We start from the raw sequence: 15,812 nt of genomic DNA on the forward strand, positions 1-15,812 counted from the left end.
GCCCCATGAACGAACTGACTCGAATCGAAACCACGCTCAAGGACTGGGAAACCGATCAGGAAGTGCGCTGGTGCCCGGGATGCGGGGACTATGCGATCCTGAAGGCGGTGCAGCGTACCCTGCCGCAGATAGGCGCGGACCCGGCAAAGACCGTGTTCGTCAGCGGGATCGGCTGCTCCAGCCGCTTTCCCTATTATGTCGAGAGCTATGGGTTCCACACGATCCATGGCCGCGCGCCCGCTTTCGTGACCGGCATCAAGCTGGCGAACCCCGATCTCGACATCTGGATGGTGACGGGCGACGGCGACGGCATGTCGATCGGCGGCAATCACACCATGCATTTGCTGCGCCGCAACCTCGATTGCCAGATCCTGCTGTTCAACAACGAGATCTATGGTCTGACCAAGGGGCAGTATTCGCCCACCAGCCGCCGCGGCACGACCAGCCCGACCAGCCCCGGCGGCAGCGTCGACCGGCCCGCCAACCCCTGCGCATTCGCGCTGGGATCGGGTGCGCGCTTCGTGGCGCGCGGCTATGACGTGTCGAAGGACTTGGGCGATGTGCTGGTGGCGGCCCATGCCCACAGGGGTGCGGCTTTCATCGAGATCTTCCAGAACTGCATCGTCTACAACAAGGACGTGTTCGACGATTTCACGCAGAAGAAGGTCGCTGCCGAAACGCAGGTCTGGGCCATCGATGGCGAACCGCTGGTGTTCGGTGCGGGCAAGGACAAGGTGCCGACCAGGGGGCTGGCGCTGGATGCCGCGGCCATGGCGTTGAAAGTGGTCGATATCACCGATGGAGATTGGCAAGCGGCGGGCGTGCTGGTCCACGACCAGACCAACCGCATATTGGCGCACATGCTTGTCGAACTGGAATTCGGTCCGTTCCCCATGGTGCTGGGGGTTATATATGACGATCCGCGTCCTACCTATGATGCGGCCATTGCCGAGCAGATGCAGGCTGCCCGAGCCAAGGGCGCAGCCAGGAACCGGGGCGACCTGGCGGCATTGCTGGCGAAGGGCCAGACCTGGACCGTTTCAGGCACAGCACAGGACCCGATCTAGACCATGTCGATTCTTTTCACGCCGTTCACCCTGCGGGGTCTGACGATTCCCAACCGCATCGCGATGGCGCCGATGACGCGCAATTTCTCGCCCGGCGGCGTGCCGGGGGCGGATGTTGCCGAATATTACCGCCGCCGCGCACAGGGCGGCGTGGGGCTGATCATTTCCGAAGGCACGGTGGTCAACCGGCCCGAGGCGCGCAACGACCAGGGCATTCCCTTCTTTCACGGCAAGGACGCGCTGGCCGGCTGGCAGGACGTCGTCGACGCGGTGCATGGCGAAGGCGGGCTGTTCGCCCCGCAGATCTGGCACACCGGCCTGGTGCGCGAGCAGTTTCCCGACAAGCCCCGCCCCTCCACGCCGGAAGGCCCTTCCGGCTTGTTCCGCCCCGGCGAGCCATATGGTCAGGCGATGAGCCAGAAGGACGTTATCGACACCATCGCGGCGTTTGTCGAATCGGCGCGCGCGGCGGCGGAAATGGGCTGCGACGCGGTGGAGCTGCACGGCGCGCACGGCTATCTGATCGACCAGTTCTTCTGGTCCGGCACCAACCAGCGCAGCGACGAATGGGGCGGCCCGGCGCTTCCCGACCGCGTGAAATTCGCGGCGGAGATCGTCGGCGCGGTCCGCGAGGCGATCGGCGAGACGCCGCTGATCCTGCGCATCAGCCAGTGGAACCAGCAGGACTATACCCGACGCCTGGCGCTGACCCCGACCGAGCTGGAAGCGTGGACCCGCCCGCTGATCGATGCGGGCGCGGACATGCTGCATTGCTCGCAGCGCCGGTTCTGGGAACCTGAATTCCCCGAGATCGACGGAGAGAACGGGCTGAACTTTGCAGGCTGGGTCAAGAAGCTGACCGGCATCCCGACCATGAGCGTCGGTTCCGTCGGGCTGTCTGACGATTTCTTTGGCGCGTTCAAGGACCAGAAGACCGAGGCGAATACCGATCTCACCCAGCTTGAACGCCGGATCGAGGCGGGCGAGTTCGACATGATCGCGGTCGGCCGCGCGCTGATCGCCAACCCGGACTGGGTCGGCAAGGTGCGCGAAGGCAGGCTTGCGGAATTGAGCGGCTATCGCACGGAAATGCTTCAGGAACTGGCCTGACACCGCTGTTTCTACGAATTTTGAACAAAATCGGCTTTCGCCTGTTGATGGGGTAACAGGAGTCCGCGCGTCACCCCCATCAACAGGAGAATCTTACATGAAAAAGCTGATGTTCACGACCATCGCCAGCGCAGCAGCCCTTGGCCTTGCGGCCTGCGGCAGCGAGGATGTCGAGAATACGCCGATCGACGATGTCGACGAGCTGGTCGATGCCGATGTCAACGAAGTCGGCTATCCGGTCGGGGGCGAGCTCAACCCGGACCAGCAGACCGCGTTCGACACGATGGACCGCCAGGCGGCCAGCGACGAATTTGACATGAACTATGACGCCATCCGCACCGAGCGGGTCGCCAACGCCGATCTTTCGACCGGCGATGCGATGGGCGGTTCGGGGTCGATGGACGCTGGCGACACGGGCGGCGACGCGATGAGCGGCAGCGGTTCGATGACCAGCGCTTCTTCGGGTTCGGGCTCCGACATGCCATCGCGCAGCGCGATGGATTTCGGCTGGCTGGACCGCAATGACGACGGCAGGCTGTCGGTCGCGGAATATGCGATCTGGGCGGTGCCGGTCGATCCCAACGATCCCGCGCCGAACGATGCGAAGAAGCCCTACATGACTTCGGAAGAGATCAACCAGGCGGGCGAGACGTTCTTCTATTTCGACCAGGACGGTTCGACCTATCTGTCGGAACAGGAATTCGCGATGGCGCGCGATTCGGCGATGACGCCTTCGTAAAAGCTTCGGCCTGATCGCCTGGAACGACAGGCTACACAAGACGGCGGCACTTCCCCAAGGGGCAGTGCCGCCGTTTTTCGTTGGGTTCGTATTGCCGCGCGATAGCGGCCTTGCCATGACGCGGCATGGATAATCTGACGCATGGCCTTGTGGGCGCATTGATCGGGCAGGCGGGGCTGAAGCGCCGGACGGGGCTGGCCATGCCCGCGCTGATCTTTGGCGCCAACCTGCCCGACATCGATGCGGGCTGCGTCGCGTGGGGCACGCAGAGCCTGGCCATGCGTCGGGGGCTGACGCACGGGCCCTTCGCCTTGTTGTTGCTGCCGCTGGCGCTGGCGGCGTTTCTGTGGTGGTTCGACCGCTGGCAGGCGCGGCGAGGCACGCGGCCCGATACACGACTGCCGGTGCGGTTCGGCTGGCTGTTCGCCCTAGCCTTCATCGCCTGCCTGACCCATCCGGCGCTCGACTGGATGAACGTCTATGGCATTCGCCTACTTGAGCCGTTCTCGCACCGCTGGTTCCACGGCGACGTGCTGTTCATCATCGACGTGTGGCTGTGGGCGATGATGGGGCTGGGCGTGTGGCTGTCGCTTCGGCGCGAGAAGCGCGGCGGGAACTGGCGCGCGCCTGCGCGAGCGGCGATCGCTGGGGCGCTGGCCTATATCGGGGTGAATGCGGGGATCACCGCGGTCGAGGAGGCGCGCCATGACGGGGTCCGCGAGGTCATCGCCATTCCGCCGCCGGTCGCATTCTGGGATCGCGGAGCCGCCGTCCGGTCGCCGGGCGGCGACTGGTCGCTGGCGGGATGGGATGTGGCGAATGCAGACCGCTGCCGCCTGCTGGATCCGCGCATCGCCGGCGCGGGCCGCCCCGATGTCGCTGCCTTCCTGTTCTGGAGCCAGGCACCCTTTGCCCTGCGGCGCGAGGGCGGCGGCATCGCCATCCACGACGCGCGCTTCTTCTTCGGTCCGTCGCGCGGCAACTTCGTCGTCGAATTGCCCGAAGTGCCGTGTGTGCCGCTAGACTAGGAACCCCATCCTGCAAAACGCCGTTCACCCCCTATGACCGCCCCGCATATCGTCTGGCTGCGCCGTGACCTGCGCCTTGCCGATCAGCCCGCCCTCTACGCCGCCGCCCAGGAAGGACCGGTGATCTGCGTCTATGTCCTCGACGACGAGGGGGCGGGGAACCGTGCGATGGGCGGCGCGGCGCGCTGGTGGCTGCATCATTCGCTGCAGGCGATGGACCGCGAACTGGGCAAGCATCGGGGGAAACTGATCCTGCGGCGCGGCGATGCGGCGGACGAGATTGCCAAGCTGGCCGAGGAAACCGGCGCGGCCGCCGTTCACGCCATTCGCCATTACGAACCGTGGTGGAGGAAGGCGCAGGGCAGGTTGGCGGACCGGCTCGACCTGCGGCTTTACGACGGCAATTATTTGCTGCCGCCCGGCACGGTCACGACCGGATCGGGCGATCCGTACAAGATCTATACCCCCTTCGCGAAATCGGCGCGGCAATGCATGCCCCAGCGCGAGGTACTGGACGCACCCAGCCTGACGAACCCTGATGAATGGCCGGATTCGGGCGATCTGGACGACTGGAACCTGCTGCCGACCAAACCCGACTGGGCCGCCGGTTTCCGCGACGCGTGGGAAGTCGGCGAAAGCGCGGCGCTGGCGCAGCTGGACGATTTCGCCGACCGGGTGAAGGACTACGAGGACGACCGCAACCGGCCCTCCATCGACGGATCCTCGCGCCTTTCGCCGCATCTGCACCACGGCGAGATCTCGCCGATGCAGGTCTGGGACCAGCTGACCCGCCACACGGGCGAGGGGGCGGAGACGTTTCGCGGCGAATTGCTGTGGCGCGATTACACGCAGAACGTGATCTGCCAGTTCCCCGCCTATCCGTCCGAAAGCTATCGCGACCTTGGCGGCGAGAAATTGTGGCGCAATCCCAATCGCAGCCATCTGATCGCCGAGGAGCTTGAGGCATGGCAGCAGGGCCGCACCGGCTATCCCATCGTCGATGCCGGCATGCGGCAGCTGTGGCAGATCGGCTGGATGCACAACCGCGTGCGCATGATCGCGGCCAGTTTCCTGATCAAGCATCTGCTGATCGACTGGCGGCACGGCGAGCAATGGTACTGGGACTGCCTGGTCGATGCCGATTACGGCAACAACGGCGTGAACTGGCAATGGGTTGCGGGCACCGGCGTCGATTCGAACATGTTCCCGCGCATCATGGCCCCACTGTCGCAGTCGGAGAAATTCGATGCGGGCGATTATATCCGCCAATTCGTGCCCGAACTGGCCGAGCTTTCCGACGACCAGATCCACGACCCCGACGACAAGCACCGCCCCGGCGATTATCCCGCCAAGATCATCGGCCACCGCGAGGCGCGCGAGCGGGCCCTGTCCGCCTATCGCGAAGCCAAGGGGGAATAAGCCGCCGAGGCGCTTGCCCGCTGCAGATCCGCTGCATATCTCTGAACACATGGAGAGGCGGGGATTGCATCTGACAGAGGCTGCGGGGGGCGACCGGGATTCTACCGGTCTGCTGGCGCGCGTCATTTCCGGCGGGCAGTCCCGGATCCTGCAGCGGATCGACCGGGGGCTTTCCAGCGGGTCGGTCACCGCGCACCTGCCCAATGGCGAGACGCGGGTGCTGGGCGGCAGGCGCGGCGGGTTCGATGCCGACATCACCGTCCACGACTGGCGCTGCGTGTTCCGGCTGGCGACGGGCGGATCGGTCGGCTGGTACCGCGCGTGGGAAAAGGGCGAATGGTCCAGCCCCGACCCGGTCAGGATCTTCGCGCTGTTCATGGCGAACGCCGCCACGCTGGGCAATACGGGCCGCGCCAAGGGGCCGTGGCGGATTATTTCCCGCCAGTACCACCGGCTGCGGCGCAACACGCGGACGGGATCGCGCCAGAACATCGCGGCGCATTACGATCTGGGCAATGATTTCTATACGCCGTGGCTGGGCCGGACCATGGCCTATTCCAGCGCCATCTGGCGCGACGCGATGACGCTGGACGCCGCGCAGCAGGCCAAGTTGAACGCGATGGCAGCCCGCATCGAGGGTGCGCCCGGCCCCAGCGTGCTGGAGATCGGTTGCGGCTGGGGCGCGCTGGCGGCGATGCTGGCCGAGCGCGGGCACGAGGTCGAGGCCATCAGCCTGTCGGACGAGCAGCTTGCCTTCGCGCGCAAGGCGGCCCCCGATGTCGAGTTCCGCAAGCAGGATTACCGCGATGTCGACGGACGCTATGACGCGATCGTCAGCGTCGAAATGGTCGAGGCGCTGGGCCGCGAATACTGGCCCGCCTTCATGGATTGCATCGCGCATAATCTGAAATCGGGCGGCCGCGCTGCGATCCAGTTCATCTCGATCCGCGACGAATTGTTCGAATCCTATGCCCGCAGCGCGGATTTCATCCAGACCTATATCTTCCCCGGCGGCATGCTGATCCGCACCAACGAGTTTCGCAGGCTGGCCGAAGCGCGGGGACTGGAATGGCGGGACGAGGCGCGGTTCGGGCAGGATTACGCCCGCACATTGGCCGACTGGCGGCTGCGCTTCGACCGCGCGGCGGAGCAGGGGCGCCTGCCGCGGGGCTTCGACGAATCGTTCACCCGGCTGTGGCGCTTCTATCTGATGTATTGCGAAGGGGGATTCCGCGGCGGCGGAATCGACGTGCATCAGGTGACGCTGGTAAAGCCCGCCTGATGCCGCAATCGATCGTTCCGCCGGGCGAGGAAGTGAACCCGGCGGAACGAAGACTTGTTCACACGACGCTGCGCTGCACGCTGCCCTCGCGGTAGCGCGAGACGATGTCGTCGTAGATCACCGGGCTGAGCAGGTTCTGGAACGCGCAGCCGACCAGGTTGCTCTGCCACCAGATGACCTCGCACTGCAGCGCCTCCAGCCCCGGCAGCTTGAGCCAGCATAGCGATCCGATCGCCAGCCGGTTGACGCATTGCGCCGAGAATCCGCCCAGCGACAGATCGTTGACGATGGTCGAGAACCCGTGCCCGCCGGTAGGCCGCAGTGTCGCGGGGATTGCCACCCGCAGGCGCGGAGCCGAGCGATCCTCTTGCGCGGCCGCGTAATAGCGGCCGGTCGTGTTGTATCGATCCCTCGTTCTGAATTCGGTCATGGCCGCTGTCCTTTTCGCACAACGAAATATGGTCCGATACCTAGGCGGTGCCTTCAGACCGTTCCTGATTGGGACAATATAGTCGAAACGAGGTTAGTATTTAGTTAAAATCACGCCTCTACGCGAAATTTAATCCCGTTAACGAAACCATCCCTTAAAAGCGTGAGGATTTTTTCCGCGACGACTTCGGGTGTCTTTACCGTATTGGGGTCCTCGCCGGGAAAGGCGCGTGCGCGCATCGCCGTCCTGGTGGCGCCGGGATCGACGATGGCGGCGGCGACTCGCGATACTTTCGCATTCTCCTGCGCATAGCAGGACAGCAGCGTGTCGAACGCCGCCTTGGACGCGCCATAGGCGCCCCAATAGGCACGCGGGTTCGCCCCGACCGAGCTGGTCAGCCCGATCACCTTGCCCGCCTCCGCCGCCTTCAGCATCGGATGGAATGCCGCCAGCAGCGTCTGCGTCGCCAGCACGTTGACGGTCAGCGCCTGCGAGAATTGCTTGCCGTTGATGTCGGTGACGGATGTCAGCTCGGGCAGGAGTGCCGCGTTGATGACCAGCGCGTCGAGCTTGTCCCAGCGGCTGGAGACCGCCGAGGCCAGCCGCGCCACGGAATCGGGTTCCGCAAGGTCGAGCGGCGCAATGGTCGCGCTGCCGCCCGCCGCGTGGATCTTTTCCTCGACCGCTTCCAGCGCGCGGTCGTCGCGGGCGGTCAGCACGACATGCATGCCCGCCCCTGCCAGTGCCAGCGCGGTCGCCTCGCCAATGCCGCGCGATGCGCCGGTGACAAGGCCAAGCTGACCCGCAAGCGGGCGTTCGTCGGTCTGTTCGTTCATGGGATCAGGCGACCTTTTCCGGCTTGCCGGGGGCGAGGTTCAGCTGGCCCGCATGGGTCTTTTCCGCAAGGTCGGTCAGCCGCGTCGGATAGTCGCCGGTAAAGCAGGCGTCGCAATATTGCGGGCACTTGGGCTTGCGCTCCGCCTCTCCCACCGCGCGGTAGAGGCCGTCGATCGAGACGAAAGCCAGGCTGTCCGCCTGGATGAATTCGCGCATCGCTTCCATGTCCATGCGCGCGGCGAGCAGCTTGTTCCGCTCCGGCGTGTCGACGCCGTAGAAGCAGCTGTGCATCGTCGGCGGGCTGGCGATGCGCATATGCACCTCGGTCGCGCCGGCATCGCGCATCATCTGCACGATCTTGAGGCTGGTGGTGCCGCGCACGATCGAATCGTCGATCAGCACGATGCGCTTGCCCGCGACCAGTGCGCGATTCGCATTGTGCTTGCGGCTGACGCTGTTGGTGCGCGCGCCATCCGATGGCTGGATGAAGGTGCGGCCCACATAGTGCGAGCGGATGATGCCCAGTTCGAACGGCACGCCCGATTCCTGCGCATAGCCGATGGCCGCGGGCACGCCCGAATCGGGCACCGGGATGACGAGGTCGACATCGGCGGGCGATTCGATGGCAAGCTGCTGCCCGATCGCCTTGCGCACCGAATAGACCGACTGCCCGGCCGAAATCGAATCGGGACGCGAGAAATACACATGCTCGAAGATGCAGGGGCGCGAGGCGGTCTTGGTGAAGGGCCGGTGGCTGGTGGTCTTGCCGTCGAGGTCGACCTCGATCAGCTCGCCCGGTTCGACCTCGCGGTCGAAATTGGCGCCCACGATGTCGAGCGCCACGGTTTCGGACGCGAACACGACCGCACCCTTCCCGTTCTTTTCGGGTATATGCCCCATGACCAGCGGGCGGATGCCCAGCGGATCGCGGCAGGCGATCATGCCCGCAGGGGTCGAACAGATCAGCGAATAGGCGCCTTCCAGCATGCGCAGCGCATCGACGAACTTGTCGAGCAGCGTGGGATAGCGGCTGGTCGCGACGAGGTGGATGATCACCTCGGTATCGGCGGTGCCCTGGAAGATCGCGCCGCGCCGGACAAGATCGCTGCGCAGGTGCATCGCGTTCGAGATATTGCCGTTATGCGCGATGGCGAACCCGCCCGAGGCGAGTTCCGCATAAAGCGGCTGCACGTTGCGCAGGCCCGTGCCGCCGGTCGTCGAATAGCGGACATGGCCGCAGGCCATTGTGCCGGGCAGTTCGGCCATCGCCTCGCCCGTGCCGAAATTCTCGGCCACGTGGCCATTGCCGCGGCGGACGTGGAATTCCTGCCCGTCGTAGGAGACGATGCCCGCGGCTTCCTGTCCGCGATGCTGCAGCGCGTGCAGGCCGAGCGCCGAGACGGCGGCCGCGTCGCGCGCGCCGACGACGCCGAAGACGCCGCATTCCTCGCGCAGGGAATCCCCATCCTCGTCATGAAAGGGATGGTGGACGAAGTCCGTGGACATCATGCCTTGAATGTTCCGCTGTATAGCCTGTGGCCCGCACCCGGCTGCCCTAACAGATGTGGGCACCGACGTCATGCGCGCCATTTGGCGATGTTTCGTTTCGATTACAACCGCAGTCTTCATTCCAGCGCGTGTAGCTGGGCTTGCCGCGTCACGGTGCGCCGTGCATGCGGCAAGGTATAGCCGATTGCCGTTTACGGCTTCTGAACGCGCCGCTGCGGCCGCCGCGCCGGTGCCGCCTGCAAACGTCCCTTCCTCAAACCCTTCTTGCCACCATCTCCCTGGCATCCTAGTTCAGCTTCCTCTCATCCCGGCCCCTTCATGGGTGTGCCAGCAGATCCGCCAGTTCACTCCATCCGGAGCCGCATTCTTGATACTTTCCCCCTTCGAATGGACGATTGCCAAGCGCTACATGCTGCCCGGCCGCGGCGAGGCGTTCATCGCCATGGTCGCGGGTATCAGCCTTGTCGCCGTGATGCTGGGCGTCGCCGCGCTGGTCATCGTGATGAGCGTGATGAACGGTTTCCGCGCCGAGCTGATGGACAAGATCGTCGGTCTCAACGGCCATGCCATCGTGCAGGGCTATGGCGGGCGGCTGCCGCAATGGCAGGACGTGCTGAAGGACGTGCGCGAGACGCCGGGCGTCACCCGCGCCTCTCCGCTGATCGAACAGCCGCTGCTAGCCACCTATAACGGGCGGGTCGAGGCCGTGCTGGTGCGCGGCAATTTGCCCGAGGACATCCAGCGGCTGGCCGACAAGAACGTGCTGGGCAATCTGGACGCGCTGCAGCCCGGCGCGCAGAAGGTGGCGGTCGGATCTCGGCTGGCGCAGAACATGGGCGCGCGGATCGGGGACACGATCACGATCATCAATCCGCAGGGCCGCTCGACCCCCTTTGGCACCGTCCCGCGCGAGATCGGATACGAGATCGCCGCCATCTTCGAGATCGGCATCTACGATTACGACCAGGCGTTCGTCGTCATGCCGATCGAGGATGCGCAGACCCTTTTGCTGACCGGCGACCAGATCGGCATGATCGAGATCACGACCGAGAACCCGGACACCGTGGGCGAGACCCTGGCCCCCATTCGCGGGCGCCTGCAGGGGCAGGCGATCGTGTCGGACTGGAAAACGATCAATTCCTCGCTGTTCGAGGCGCTGGCGGTCGAGCGGGTCGCCATGTTCGTGGTGCTGTCGATCATCGTGCTGGTGGCGGTGTTCAACATATTGTCCAGCCTGATCATGCTGGTGCGCGCCAAGACGCGCGATATCGCGATCATGCGCACGATGGGCGCGACGCGGCGGTCCATCCTTAAGATCTTCGTGACCGCCGGATTCCTGATCGGCGCATTGGGCACCGGGGCGGGGCTGGCGCTGGGCTTCGTGGCGCTGGCGTTCCGGCAATCGGCGGTGCGCGGGGTAGAGGCGATCACCGGGCAGGAATTGTGGGATCCCTCGATCCGCTTCCTGACCACGCTGCCCGCGCGGACCGACCCGGCGGAGGTCACGACCATCGTCATCATGGCGCTGGTGCTGTCGTTCCTTGCCACGCTTTACCCTGCCTTCAAGGCGGCCAGCACCGATCCGGTGCAGGTGCTTCGTTATGAGTGACCCCGTGACACAACTTCCCAGTGCACCCGTCGTCGTCCTGTCGAACCTGACCCGCAGCTTCACGCAGGGCGGGGTGACCATCGACGTGCTGCGCGGCGTCGACATGGAAGTGATGCCGGGCGAGATCGTGGCGCTGCTGGGTCCGTCGGGATCGGGCAAGTCGACCATGCTGCAGGCGGTCGGCCTGCTGGAAGGCGGTTTCGGGGGCGAGATCACGATCTGCGGACGATCGGCCGAAAAGTCGAACGGCGATGCGCGCACCGCGCTGCGGCGCGATCATCTGGGCTTCGTCTATCAGTTCCACCACCTGCTGCCCGATTTCGACGCGCGCGAGAATGTGGTGCTGCCCCAGCTGGTCGCAGGCGTGCCGCGCCCGCAGGCGCGCGAGCGGGCGGAGGAGCTGCTGACCGCGCTGGGCCTGGGCCAGCGCATGGACCACCGCCCCAGCCAGCTTTCGGGCGGCGAGCAGCAGCGCGTCGCCGTGGCGCGTGCGCTGGCGAACAAGCCGCAGCTGGTGCTGGCGGACGAACCCACCGGCAACCTGGACGAGGCGACGAGCGACCGCGTGCTGGAGGAATTCCTGCGGCTGGTGCGCGGACAGGGCAGCTCGGCGCTGGTCGCCACGCATAACGAGCGGCTGGCTGCCAAGATGGACCGGGTGGTGCGGCTGCATGACGGAAAGCTGGCCTGATCCTGGCCGCGTCTTGCCGTTCGGCGGAACGATCGGCGGCGCTGCCGCGTTGATTCGCTGAACCGCCCGCAGGCTCTATCAGGTCCACCGGGCAGCCCGTACCAGGGAGAAAACGACATGACCGGCCCCACCACTATCCAAGGCGAATCCGACCCCCACGGCGGGATCGACTGGAACGACCACGCATCGATCCACCGCCGCCCCGAAGGCAACAAGAGCGACATGCTGCGCGGCTTCCAGGTGATCCGCGACGGCACCTTCGCCGAGATGGTCCGCTTCGTCGCCGCGCTTCCCGAGGATGAGCGCCAGCATCTGGTGATCCAGAAGTCGGGCGACCGCCTGTTCGAGCTGGGCGAGATCATGAATCTGGCGCGCCGCGACGACATGCCGCAGGCCTAGCCGCACTTTCCCCGATCCTATCCACGATCCAGCGTGCGGCGGCCCTTGGCCGCGGCGCGGGCCATCGCCATAAAAGCAGGCATGGCCTCTTCGCGTCCGACTCTAGCCCGCTATATCCCGCTGCGCGTCCTTTCCAGCTACTCGATGCTGGAAGGGGCGATAGACCCGAAGAAGCTGGCCAAGCTGGCCAAGGACCGCGGCTTTCCCGCCATCGCGATCTGCGACCGCAACGGGCTCTACGGCTCGATCGCGTTCGCGGGGGCATGCAAGGATGTCGGCGTGCAGCCGATCATCGGCGCGCTGCTGGGCGTCGCGCGGCCTGACTCTGAGAGCCAGAACGGCGATCCGTCGGTCGACTGGCTGGCGCTCTATGCTCAGGACGAGCAGGGCTATGACAATCTGTGCCATCTGGTGTCGAAGGCGCATCTCGAACGCCCGCTGCATCTGGAACCGCATGTCACGCTGGACGATCTGGCGGGCCGCACCGACGGGCTGATCTGCCTGACCGGGGCGGGCGAAGGCGCTTTGGCCCGGTTGTTCGCGCATGGCCAGAACAGCGCCGCGAAGCGCTATGCCGATGCGCTGGCCCCGCATTTTCCCGGCCGCCTCTATGTCGAGATCGCGCGCAGCGGGGCGGCGAACGAGCGTGAGAGCGAGGAAGCGCTGATCGATCTTGCCTATGCGCGCGACCTGCCGCTGGTGGCGACCAATCCCGCCCTGTTCGACGAGGCGGGCTTCCACGCCGCGCATGACGCCATGCTGTGCATCGCCAACAGCACCCATATCGATACCGAGGACCGCCCCCGCGCGCCCCGCGACGCATGGGTCAAGCCGTCCGAGCACATGGCGGAGCTGTTCTCCGACCTGCCCGAAGGCCTGACCAATTCGCTGGTGATCGCGCAGCGCTGCGCGGTCGCGCCGCCCTATCGCAAGCCGATCCTGCCCAGCCTTGCCGGCGATTTCGAGGGCGAGGCGAGGGCGCTGGCCGAGGATGCGCGCGCCGGTCTGGCGAAGCGGCTGGAGGCCTATGAAGAGCTGACCGACGAACAGCGCCGCGAATATGAGGAGCGTCTGGATTTCGAGATCGGGATCATCACCCAGATGGGCTTTCCCGGCTATTTCCTGATCGTTGCCGACTTCATCAAATGGGCCAAGGACAATGGCATTCCGGTCGGGCCGGGGCGCGGTTCGGGCGCAGGCAGCGCGGTGGCCTGGGCGCTGACCATCACCGACCTCGACCCGCTGCGGCTGGGGCTGCTGTTCGAACGCTTCCTCAACCCCGAACGCGTGTCGATGCCCGACTTCGACATCGACTTCTGCGAAACCCGCCGGGGCGAGGTGATCCGCTATGTGCAGGCGAAATACGGCCACGACCACGTCGCGCAGATCATCACCTTCGGCAAGCTGAAGGCCCGCGCGGTGCTGCGCGACTGCGGGCGCATCCTGCAGATGCCCTATATGCAGGTCGACCGCCTGACCAAGATGGTGCCCAACCATCCCACCGATCCCTGGACACTGCGCCGCACGCTGGACGGCGCGGCCGATTTCCACGGTGAATACAAGCGCGACGGCGACGTGAAGCGGCTGGTTGACCTCGCCATGCAGCTTGAGGGCCTGCCGCGCAATTCATCGACCCATGCTGCGGGCGTGGTGATCGGCGACCGGCCGCTGTCGCAGCTGGTCCCGCTCTACCGCGATCCGCGTTCGGACATGCCGGTGACGCAGTTCGACATGAAGCATGTCGAGACGAGCGGGCTGGTGAAGTTCGACTTTCTTGGCCTCAAAACCCTGTCGGTATTGCGCAAGGCGGTCGACCTGTTGGGGCGGCGCGGGATTTCGGTCGATCTCGACGGGCTGGCGTGGGACGACAAGGGCGTGTTCGACCTCCTCAAGCGAGGCGACACGGTGGGCGTGTTCCAGCTGGAATCGGAAGGCATGCGCCGCACGCTCTCCGCCGTGAAGCCCACCAAGTTCGAGGACATCATCGCCCTCGTCTCGCTGTATCGTCCCGGCCCGATGGACAATATCCCGCTGTTCGGACAGCGCAAGAACGGCCTTGCCGAGATCGAATATCCGCACCCAAAGCTGGAAGGCATACTGGCCGAGACCTACGGCATCTTCGTCTATCAGGAACAGGTGATGCAGGCCGCGCAGATCCTGGCGGGATATTCGCTGGGCGACGCCGACCTTCTGCGCCGCGCAATGGGCAAGAAGGTGCAGGCCGAGATGGACCAGCAGCGCAGCCGCTTTGTCGAGGGCTGCAAGGCGGTGTCGGGCATCGAGGCGAAGAAGGCGAACGAGCTGTTCGACTTGATCGACAAGTTCGCAGGATACGGCTTCAACAAGTCGCACGCGGCCGCCTATGCGCTGCTGGCCTATCAGACCGCGTGGCTGAAGGCGCATTACCCCCATGAATTCTATGCCGCGGCGATGTGCTTTGACATGCACCAGTCGGAAAAGCTGTCGATCTTCGTCGACGACATGCGCCGGGCGGGCATCGCGCTGGCCGGTCCGTGCATCAACCATAGCGAGGCGGAATACACGGTCGAGCCGACCGAGGAGGGCCACCAGGTCCGCTATGCGCTGGCGGGCCTGCGCAATGTCGGCGAAAAGGCGATGGACGCCATCGTCGCGGAACGCGAGGCACGCGGGCGGTTCGAAAGCCTCAAGGATTTGTTCGAACGCCTGCCCGCCGGATCGATGAACCGCCGCCAGCTGGAGGCGCTGGCCGCGGCAGGCGCGCTGGACGCGCTGGATGCCAATCGCGCGAAAATCACCGCCAATGCCGAACTGCTTTTGGCCGTCACCGACGCCGCGGTGCGCGAAAAGGCCAGTGGGCAGGCCGCGCTGTTCGGCGGCGAGGATCATGCACAGGCCGATTTGCGCCTGACCGAATGCGATCCCTGGCCGCGCAAGGAGCAGATGGAGAAGGAGCGCGAGAATTTCGGCTTCTACTTCGCCGCGCATCCCGTCTCGCAATGGCGCGCGGTCGCCAGTGCCAATGGCGCGCGCAGCCATGCCAGCCTGATCGAGGGGGGCGTGGTGGAGAGCCCTGCGGAACCCGTGCGCAACGGCCAGCGGGGCGCAAGTCGGTCCAGCGCGGTGATGGCGGCGCTGGTGGAAAGCGTGAACAAGCGCAAGACCAAGCGCGGCAATGATTTCGTGATGGCCGATTTCTCGGACCAGACCGGCAATTTCTCCGCCAGCTGTTTCGAGGAGGCGCTGGTCGAGCCGTTCCAGAAATGGGCGGCGGCGGGCGAATGCGTGCTGCTGAATGTCGAGCTTGACCGCCCCAATCCGGACGAGCCGCCCCGCATCACCGTGCGCGGCGCGCGGCCCCTGTCCGAAGTGACCGGCAGCGCGCGCATGGAACTGACGCTGACCGTGGCGAGCGAGGCGGCCCTGCCCGAGCTTGCGCTGGCGCTGCCCGCCGACGCCAAGGCGAACGGAGAGGTGGTGGCGACGCTGCTGCTGGGCGAGGGGCGTCATGCCCGCGTGCTGCTGGGCCGCAATTTCGCGCTGGACGGGGAACTCACCGACCGCATCAGCGAGATTGCGGGCGTCTCCAACGTGGCGCTGAAGGCGCGCGCGGTGCCGCAGATGAAGCTGGTCGCCTGACGCCCGGCGGGTCGACCCCTAAAAAACATTGTGCGGATGCAACAAGCCTCTTGATCGGGCGCGCGCTGCGGATT

Annotated in this window: 13 protein-coding genes; 10 read left to right on the forward strand and 3 right to left on the reverse strand. The window is 65.6% G+C overall.

What is annotated here, in order from left to right; translation table 11 throughout:
* The first annotated feature begins 5 nt into the window (after positions 1-5).
* The 6 genes from A9D14_RS02095 to A9D14_RS02120 all read left to right on the forward strand — a co-directional run bounded on the left by A9D14_RS02095 (position 6) and on the right by A9D14_RS02120 (position 6,645).
* Positions 6-1,067, forward strand: a complete 1,062-nt coding sequence (locus A9D14_RS02095; RefSeq protein WP_066842538.1) for a 2-oxoacid:ferredoxin oxidoreductase subunit beta — start codon at positions 6-8, stop codon at positions 1,065-1,067.
* 3 nt (positions 1,068-1,070) lie between these two features.
* Entirely contained in the window at positions 1,071-2,177 is a 1,107-nt protein-coding gene (locus tag A9D14_RS02100; RefSeq protein ID WP_066842541.1) for an NADH:flavin oxidoreductase, read from the forward strand.
* Positions 2,178-2,274: 97 nt separating this feature from the next.
* Positions 2,275-2,916, forward strand: a complete 642-nt coding sequence (locus tag A9D14_RS02105; protein ID WP_066842543.1) for a hypothetical protein — start codon at positions 2,275-2,277, stop codon at positions 2,914-2,916.
* A gap of 125 nt (positions 2,917-3,041) precedes the next feature.
* Positions 3,042-3,944, forward strand: a complete 903-nt coding sequence (locus A9D14_RS02110; protein ID WP_066842545.1) for a metal-dependent hydrolase — start codon at positions 3,042-3,044, stop codon at positions 3,942-3,944.
* Between the two features lie 33 nt (positions 3,945-3,977).
* A complete protein-coding gene (locus tag A9D14_RS02115) occupies positions 3,978-5,363 on the forward strand; it encodes a cryptochrome/photolyase family protein (protein ID WP_066842547.1) in 1,386 nt (461 codons plus the stop codon).
* Between the two features lie 49 nt (positions 5,364-5,412).
* Positions 5,413-6,645, forward strand: coding sequence for an SAM-dependent methyltransferase (locus A9D14_RS02120; protein ID WP_066842549.1), 1,233 nt, complete (start codon positions 5,413-5,415; stop codon positions 6,643-6,645).
* Positions 6,646-6,703: 58 nt separating this feature from the next.
* Here the strand turns inward: A9D14_RS02120 and A9D14_RS02125 are convergent, their stop codons facing one another.
* From A9D14_RS02125 to purF, 3 genes are all read right to left on the reverse strand, one after another.
* On the reverse strand, positions 6,704-7,075 hold the full coding sequence (locus tag A9D14_RS02125) for a PilZ domain-containing protein (protein ID WP_066842551.1): 372 nt from the start codon (positions 7,073-7,075) through the stop codon (positions 6,704-6,706).
* Positions 7,076-7,185: 110 nt separating this feature from the next.
* Positions 7,186-7,911: an SDR family NAD(P)-dependent oxidoreductase gene (locus tag A9D14_RS02130; protein WP_066842554.1), complete on the reverse strand. Its 726-nt coding sequence runs from the start codon at positions 7,909-7,911 to the stop codon at positions 7,186-7,188.
* Between the two features lie 4 nt (positions 7,912-7,915).
* The gene (gene purF, locus A9D14_RS02135) at positions 7,916-9,421 is read right to left on the reverse strand and encodes an amidophosphoribosyltransferase (RefSeq protein ID WP_066842558.1); all 1,506 of its coding nucleotides are present in this window, start codon (positions 9,419-9,421) and stop codon (positions 7,916-7,918) included.
* 367 nt (positions 9,422-9,788) lie between these two features.
* Between purF and A9D14_RS02140 the strand changes: the two genes are divergently transcribed.
* From A9D14_RS02140 to dnaE, 4 genes are all read left to right on the forward strand, one after another.
* Positions 9,789-11,030 (forward strand): lipoprotein-releasing ABC transporter permease subunit, encoded by a 1,242-nt coding sequence (locus A9D14_RS02140; protein ID WP_066847943.1) that lies wholly within the window; start codon positions 9,789-9,791, stop codon positions 11,028-11,030.
* Positions 11,023-11,721: an ABC transporter ATP-binding protein gene (locus tag A9D14_RS02145; RefSeq protein WP_066842560.1), complete on the forward strand. Its 699-nt coding sequence runs from the start codon at positions 11,023-11,025 to the stop codon at positions 11,719-11,721. Before A9D14_RS02140 ends, A9D14_RS02145 begins: the two co-directional genes overlap by 8 nt.
* A gap of 117 nt (positions 11,722-11,838) precedes the next feature.
* The gene (locus A9D14_RS02150; protein ID WP_066842561.1) at positions 11,839-12,120 is read left to right on the forward strand and encodes a hypothetical protein; all 282 of its coding nucleotides are present in this window, start codon (positions 11,839-11,841) and stop codon (positions 12,118-12,120) included.
* An 81-nt stretch (positions 12,121-12,201) separates the two neighbouring features.
* Positions 12,202-15,738, forward strand: coding sequence for a DNA polymerase III subunit alpha (gene dnaE, locus A9D14_RS02155; RefSeq protein ID WP_066842565.1), 3,537 nt, complete (start codon positions 12,202-12,204; stop codon positions 15,736-15,738).
* Positions 15,739-15,812: the final 74 nt, after the last annotated feature.

This window comes from Croceicoccus marinus (genome assembly GCF_001661675.2).
In the GTDB taxonomy this organism is placed as follows: domain Bacteria; phylum Pseudomonadota; class Alphaproteobacteria; order Sphingomonadales; family Sphingomonadaceae; genus Croceicoccus; species Croceicoccus marinus.

What these genes read in the sequence shown, in the direction of transcription:
- A9D14_RS02095 (WP_066842538.1), top strand. Translation starts at nt 6, where the DNA reads ATGAACGAACTGACTCGAATCGAAACCACGCTCAAGGACTGGGAAACC.
- A9D14_RS02145 (WP_066842560.1), top strand. Translation starts at nt 11,023, where the DNA reads ATGAGTGACCCCGTGACACAACTTCCCAGTGCACCCGTCGTCGTCCTG.
- A9D14_RS02100 (WP_066842541.1), top strand. Translation starts at nt 1,071, where the DNA reads ATGTCGATTCTTTTCACGCCGTTCACCCTGCGGGGTCTGACGATTCCC.
- A9D14_RS02115 (WP_066842547.1), top strand. Translation starts at nt 3,978, where the DNA reads ATGACCGCCCCGCATATCGTCTGGCTGCGCCGTGACCTGCGCCTTGCC.
- A9D14_RS02110 (WP_066842545.1), top strand. Translation starts at nt 3,042, where the DNA reads ATGGATAATCTGACGCATGGCCTTGTGGGCGCATTGATCGGGCAGGCG.
- A9D14_RS02130 (WP_066842554.1), bottom strand. Translation starts at nt 7,911, where the DNA reads ATGAACGAACAGACCGACGAACGCCCGCTTGCGGGTCAGCTTGGCCTT.
- A9D14_RS02120 (WP_066842549.1), top strand. Translation starts at nt 5,413, where the DNA reads ATGGAGAGGCGGGGATTGCATCTGACAGAGGCTGCGGGGGGCGACCGG.
- A9D14_RS02125 (WP_066842551.1), bottom strand. Translation starts at nt 7,075, where the DNA reads ATGACCGAATTCAGAACGAGGGATCGATACAACACGACCGGCCGCTAT.
- A9D14_RS02150 (WP_066842561.1), top strand. Translation starts at nt 11,839, where the DNA reads ATGACCGGCCCCACCACTATCCAAGGCGAATCCGACCCCCACGGCGGG.
- dnaE (WP_066842565.1), top strand. Translation starts at nt 12,202, where the DNA reads ATGGCCTCTTCGCGTCCGACTCTAGCCCGCTATATCCCGCTGCGCGTC.
- A9D14_RS02105 (WP_066842543.1), top strand. Translation starts at nt 2,275, where the DNA reads ATGAAAAAGCTGATGTTCACGACCATCGCCAGCGCAGCAGCCCTTGGC.
- purF (WP_066842558.1), bottom strand. Translation starts at nt 9,421, where the DNA reads ATGATGTCCACGGACTTCGTCCACCATCCCTTTCATGACGAGGATGGG.